Origin of the sequence: Halanaerobium saccharolyticum, assembly GCF_003053565.1 — a bacterium.
Taxonomy (GTDB): Bacteria; Bacillota; Halanaerobiia; order Halanaerobiales; family Halanaerobiaceae; genus Halanaerobium; species Halanaerobium saccharolyticum_B.
Map to the genome: position 1 here is coordinate 1 of NZ_QAXS01000068.1, position 4200 is coordinate 4200.

Here is a 4200-nt window from a genome sequence, read left to right on the forward strand (position 1 = left end):
TGGTTTCTGTGATATCTTTGTCCATAGTATATGCTCCTTATTTTTTGGGATTTGGACAAAGACTATCCTAATCCCAATTATAAGGAGTTTTTCTATTTTAAGCAAGTATTTTCGTTAAAAACAGAACTTGACTTTTCTTAAATATTTTTATGCAATGCTAGTGACCTCTTTTACCCATATCTTTGCTTTTTCTAGAGTTTCTTGTTTGTTTAACATTCTAATACCCTCTTTATCATTTCAATCTTAATTCTTTTAAATCTGAGTCTCATATTCTAATTTTTTAATATAAGTATAGACTCCAGCATAATAATCATAATAACGCTCACTATTAACTTCTGCTATAACCACTCCTTGATAATCATTTAAAATTTTAAAAACCTCATAAATAGGGATATCACCCCAGCCTGGCGGTAGATGCAGATCCCCCAGTCCATATGGAATTCTATTGATTTCCGACTGGTAATCAGTTAAATCTACTTTTCCAAAATTATCATGAAGATGAATATGTTGTATATACGGTTTAGCTATTTTTATCTCTTCTAAAAAATCAAAACCAAGATAATTTGCTGCTAAATAACCATGCCCCAGGTCAAGAGTCATTACCACATTTTCCTTATTAATTTTCTCCAGAACTTCCACTACCTCCATAATAGATCGGTCACCATTTTCCACACAAATCTTAATATCATTTTCTTGAGCACAGGCAGCTATTTCCTTTAAAATCTCAATTTCATTTTGCCTGGCTTTTTTAGGAAAAATGGATTTATCTTTTAAAGTACCTAAATGATAAACTAAAACATTACTCTTTATTTTAGAGACAAATTCCAATGACGCCTTTAATACATTATAATGCTCTTTGCTAAAATTAATATCTTTTAAATTTAAAGGATCTGGGGCATGTACAGTATATTTAAAGGAAAATTTAGCAAGTGTATTTTTTAGCTTTCCTATAACCCTATCATTCAACCTTCCATTTATTATACCATCAACTCCATGAACAGGAATTTCCACATAGTTAAATCCAAACTGTTCAAATCTCTTCAAATCATCTTCCAACCTAAACAAAACACCATTAATCCTGGGAGAATGGGCATCTATTCCAATCCCCTTAAAACTCATAAATAAGCCCCCTTAAATTCATTCATATTGCCTATAGTTATTTATCTAACAATGCTTCTCCAGTATTTGTGTCAAATAAGTGTATATCTTGTGGATCAATACCTAATCTAATTCCATCATCAATTTTGCATTTAAATGGGGAAGGAACTAAGAAATGAATTATCCCAATTTTTGTATTAGCTGCTACTAATATCTCTCTTCCTAAAGGTTCAATACTAAAAACCTTACCATCAATTATATTTTTATCTTTATTACTTTCCCTTAAATGTTCAGGGCGAATCCCTAAAGTAACTATCTCTCCTGACGGTTCTTTCTTTAATTTTAGATCCTTAAATTCCAACTCAACACCATTTTTAGATAATTTGATATTTCCATTATGATTAGTAAATTTAAAATCTATAAAGTTCATTGCAGGGGAACCAATAAAGCCAGCTACAAAAAGATTTTGAGGTTTGTAATATAAATCAGAATGATCTCCAATCTGCTGTACTACCCCTTTGTTCATTAGAATTATTTTATCAGCCAAACTCATAGCTTCTTCCTGATCATGGGTTACAAGAATAGTTGTTATTCCTAATTCCCTATGAAGCCTTTTAATTTCCGTCCTCATATTTACTCTGAGTTTAGCATCCAGATTGCTCAAAGGTTCATCTAATAATAAGTATTTTGGTTCTTTAACTAAAGCCCTTGCTAATGCTACCCTCTGCTGCTGGCCACCAGATAGCTGGCCTGGTTTACGATCTAATAAATTTGCTATTTCCAATAATGAAGTTATCTTTTTTATTTTCTTTTCTATTTCATCTTTTGGAGTCTTTTTTAATTTTAAAGGAAAGGCGATATTATCAAAAACTGTCATATTGGGATAAAGAGCATAACTTTGAAAAACCATCCCAATATCACGATTTTTAGGATGTACATTATTTACAACTCTATCACCAAAAATAATTTTACCTGCAGTTGGACGATAAATACCGGCAATCATCAGCAATGTGGTTGTTTTTCCACACCCACTTGGGCCTAATAAGGCTGCAAATTCTCCATCTTCTATTTTATAATTAACATCTTTTACTGCAATAACATCACCAAATTTTTTAGCTACACTATCTAAAACCAAATCTGGCATAACAAATTCCTCCTTAATCATCTATATTTTTAATTAACCTTTAATTCCTCCACCCATGGTTACTCTCATCAGATATTTCTGGGTAAATATAAAGAAAATTAATGTTGGGATTAAATAAAATACACCTACAGCTGCCAATAAACCATAATTTAAAAACATCTCTCCTGAACCTAATAAACTATTCAAATAAATTGATAATGTCCAATTACTTTTTCCAGTAATAAATGTTGTTAAGAAAATATATTCACCCCAACCAGCTAAAAAAGCAAAAATAGATAAAGCTGAAATACCTGGTTTTACAATCGGTAACACAACTTTAAACAGGGTCTGTACTCTTGAAGCCCCATCAATTAAAGCAGCTCTTTCAATATCCCAGGGAACATTATCAAAAAATCCCTTCATGGTCCAGATAGCAAAAGGCATCTCAATCGCTGCTTTAATAAACATTACAATTATTAAATTATCAAGCAAACCTAATGCCCTAAGTATAAAGTAAATAGCAACTATTAAAACAACTGCTGGAAAACCCCGTAGAATAATTATGAATTTTAATAAATAACCCCTACCCATAAACTTCCAGCGTGAAATAACATAAGAAGCAAATATAGCAGCTGCTACCTCAATAAACATCGTACCTAAAGCAAAACAGATAGTATTAAAAACTACTTCCCAGATAGAAGGATACCCCTCCATAATAGCTTTTTGCCATAAAAAACGCCAGTTATTTAATGTCCAGTTCTGCGGTATTAACATAAATTGATTTTCAGCATTAAAGGAATTTACAACTAAACCTATATATAAGATTAATATTGGCATAGAAATAACAAATAAAATTAAATACAATAATGCTTTCTTCCATTTTGACCCATATTCAAACAAGATAACCCCCCCTTTTTTTATTAGTTTATTTCAATTTTGGGTTTAACTACTGAATCTTCAAATCTAAATACCTTCCAATATATCAAAGAGGCTATTATCCCTATCAATACTAAAACTGAAGCCAGGGCCGCTCCATAACCAAAATCAAAATACTGTAAAGCATTATGATAGGCATATAATGACCAGACCTCTGTCGCATAAAAAGGTCCACCATCTGTTAAAGCCAGAATATATTCAAAGGATGTAAACAGCGCTAAAGTCTGATAAACGGTAATAAACATTAATGGCCATTTAATCATGGGGATAGTAATATTTTTTATTACCTCCCATTCAGAAGCCCCGTCAATCCGGGCAGCTTTAAAATAATCTTTAGGTATTGACTCAATTGCAGATGAAAATACTAACATCCCCATTGAAGCTCCTACAAAACCATTAACTATAATTATTACAGCCCAGGGGTGTTCAGCAAATAGATTAATAGCACCAGCATTAAATAACTGCTCCCGTAATATATTCAATGCTCCATAATCACTGGGATCTAACAAAAACCTCCACATCAAAATATAAACAAGAGGAGGAGTCATACGTGGTAAAAGCCATATTAAGCGAAAAATAGTTGCAACTTTTTTACTGGCATAACTAGTTAAAAGCGCTAAGATAAGACCCATTCCTATATTAAAGAATAATAAGGTACAAAATACATAAACCAATGTATTTAATATTACTTTACCAGCTAAAGGATCAGTAAAAATAAATAGATAATTTTTAAGTCCTACAAAAACAGCTTTAAAATTAAAACCCATATCTGTAATACTTAACATAATGGTCATTATTCCAGGCAAAAAATAAAAAAAAGCTATCAAAATCATTGCAGGACCAATAAATGCTGCTACTTTAGCTGATGGTAAATTGAGCTTTATTCTAATTTTTTGTTCAGGTTTTATTCCAATATTACTCATATTTATTCACCTCTAACATAATTTATAAGATTTTCGGCTAAATAAGCCCTTGATTGATAAGGCTTAATAGCACCTTTCAAAATTTTTCACCCCAACCTGAAACCAATATTTCCCTTTATC

The 4200-nt window shown here is 31.5% G+C and carries 4 protein-coding genes; all 4 read right to left on the bottom strand.

The window, feature by feature from the left end; translation table 11 throughout:
* Positions 1-252: 252 nt before the first annotated feature.
* From C8C76_RS14740 to C8C76_RS14755, 4 genes are read right to left on the bottom strand one after another with little or no spacing between them, the layout of a single operon-like run.
* Positions 253-1119 carry a sugar phosphate isomerase/epimerase family protein gene (locus C8C76_RS14740; RefSeq protein WP_108142968.1) on the bottom strand — a complete coding sequence of 289 codons (867 nt, stop codon included), beginning with the start codon at positions 1117-1119 and terminating at the stop codon, positions 253-255.
* Positions 1120-1156: 37 nt separating this feature from the next.
* Positions 1157-2242 (bottom strand): ABC transporter ATP-binding protein, encoded by a 1086-nt coding sequence (locus C8C76_RS14745; protein ID WP_108142970.1) that lies wholly within the window; start codon positions 2240-2242, stop codon positions 1157-1159.
* 33 nt (positions 2243-2275) lie between these two features.
* Complete coding sequence (locus C8C76_RS14750; RefSeq protein WP_108142972.1) at positions 2276-3121, bottom strand: carbohydrate ABC transporter permease; 846 nt, start codon at positions 3119-3121, stop codon at positions 2276-2278.
* A gap of 20 nt (positions 3122-3141) precedes the next feature.
* A complete protein-coding gene (locus C8C76_RS14755) occupies positions 3142-4080 on the bottom strand; it encodes a carbohydrate ABC transporter permease (RefSeq protein WP_108142974.1) in 939 nt (312 codons plus the stop codon).
* Positions 4081-4200 lie beyond the last annotated feature (120 nt).